The 1,049-nt window shown below is 49.4% G+C and carries 1 protein-coding gene and 2 pseudogenes; all 3 read left to right on the top strand.

Features of this window, described 5'->3' with window-relative positions; translation table 11 throughout:
- Positions 1–451 (top strand): annotated as a pseudogene (locus tag GIR22_RS26045) (hypothetical protein); the annotation flags it as partial.
- 1 nt (position 452) lies between these two features.
- Positions 453–806: a hypothetical protein gene (locus tag GIR22_RS25805; RefSeq protein ID WP_154746094.1), complete on the top strand. Its 354-nt coding sequence runs from the start codon at positions 453–455 to the stop codon at positions 804–806.
- Positions 807–853: 47 nt separating this feature from the next.
- A pseudogene (locus GIR22_RS25800) lies at positions 854–1,049 on the top strand (RHS domain-containing protein); the annotation flags it as partial.

The raw sequence follows: 1,049 nt of genomic DNA, 5'->3' as shown, positions 1-1,049 counted from the left end.
AGGGTGGGTGGATCCGTTGGGGTTGAATACGTGCCCGGGTGGGGATGGTTGTACGCCCGCATTCGGCGTTGAAAATCCTACATCGCAAATAAAAGCCGGTCACGACTCACCCGCCATACCGAATACTCACACTCACTTCCCGTCTGACCCGAATATTTTAACAAATATTTTAGGCGTGCAGCCCAAGCGTTCAGCAACAAAACACGGTACCCAACGAATGGAATGGCGACCTAATGCAAACACCCGTATCAGATTTGAAAGCCATCCAGGAGATCCTGGCCTTTTCAGCCCAAGACACCACGGTGTCCACTATCACATTGAGCTTAAACCGAACAATTTAAGCTGGAAGCAATCTGAAAAGCAGAAATCACTGTTGAAAGTAAAACCTGAAAATTATCAGCCCGGACACGGTACCGGGTTTCTGCCAGGCGAAAAGCATCCAGGATATTAAGATGAATAAATTCCCCGTTTCAGACGGAACGATAGAAAAAATAACGTGCAGTAGAAGTACGTTATTAATGATGTTTTCAGACTGGCAGGAGGCGTTATGGATAATCACTTTTCATGACTTGATTGCCTTCGAAGGGATAGGCGCCGTTGGATCTGAAATATCCGAAATGTACGAAACAACCGATACTCCACTCTCTATAAAGGCAACACGAATAGATCCCAGCGAGACAGGAACAAGCTATTGCTTCACTTCTAGCCATGGGGCAGACGTAATTTTTACAATAGTCGCAGGTGGGTATACTGCTGAAAAAATGACCGTATCCCCTGACGCTCACATCATCATGTGCAAAACCTGACACTGGCAACGGGGGCACGGAGCGTCCCAAAACGCAAACCGACCTAACTCGACCACCTTGGCACGCCACAAGAACTGACGAACCCAGACGGCGAAACCGTCTGGTCCGCGCATTACCGCGCCTACGGCCAAATCGCCCGCCTCGACATCAACACCGTCGACAACCCGCTGCGCTTCCAAGGCCAATACTTCGATCAAGAAAGCGGGCTGCACTACAACCGCCATCGCTACTACAATCCCGACA

The organism is Pseudomonas karstica, from assembly GCF_009707515.1.
Classification (GTDB): Bacteria; Pseudomonadota; Gammaproteobacteria; order Pseudomonadales; family Pseudomonadaceae; genus Aquipseudomonas; species Aquipseudomonas karstica.
The sequence above is the reverse complement of the archived record's forward strand: the minus strand, read 5'-3'. Positions and strand labels throughout refer to the sequence as shown.

What these genes read in the sequence shown, in the direction of transcription:
- GIR22_RS25805 (WP_154746094.1), top strand. Translation starts at nt 453, where the DNA reads ATGAATAAATTCCCCGTTTCAGACGGAACGATAGAAAAAATAACGTGC.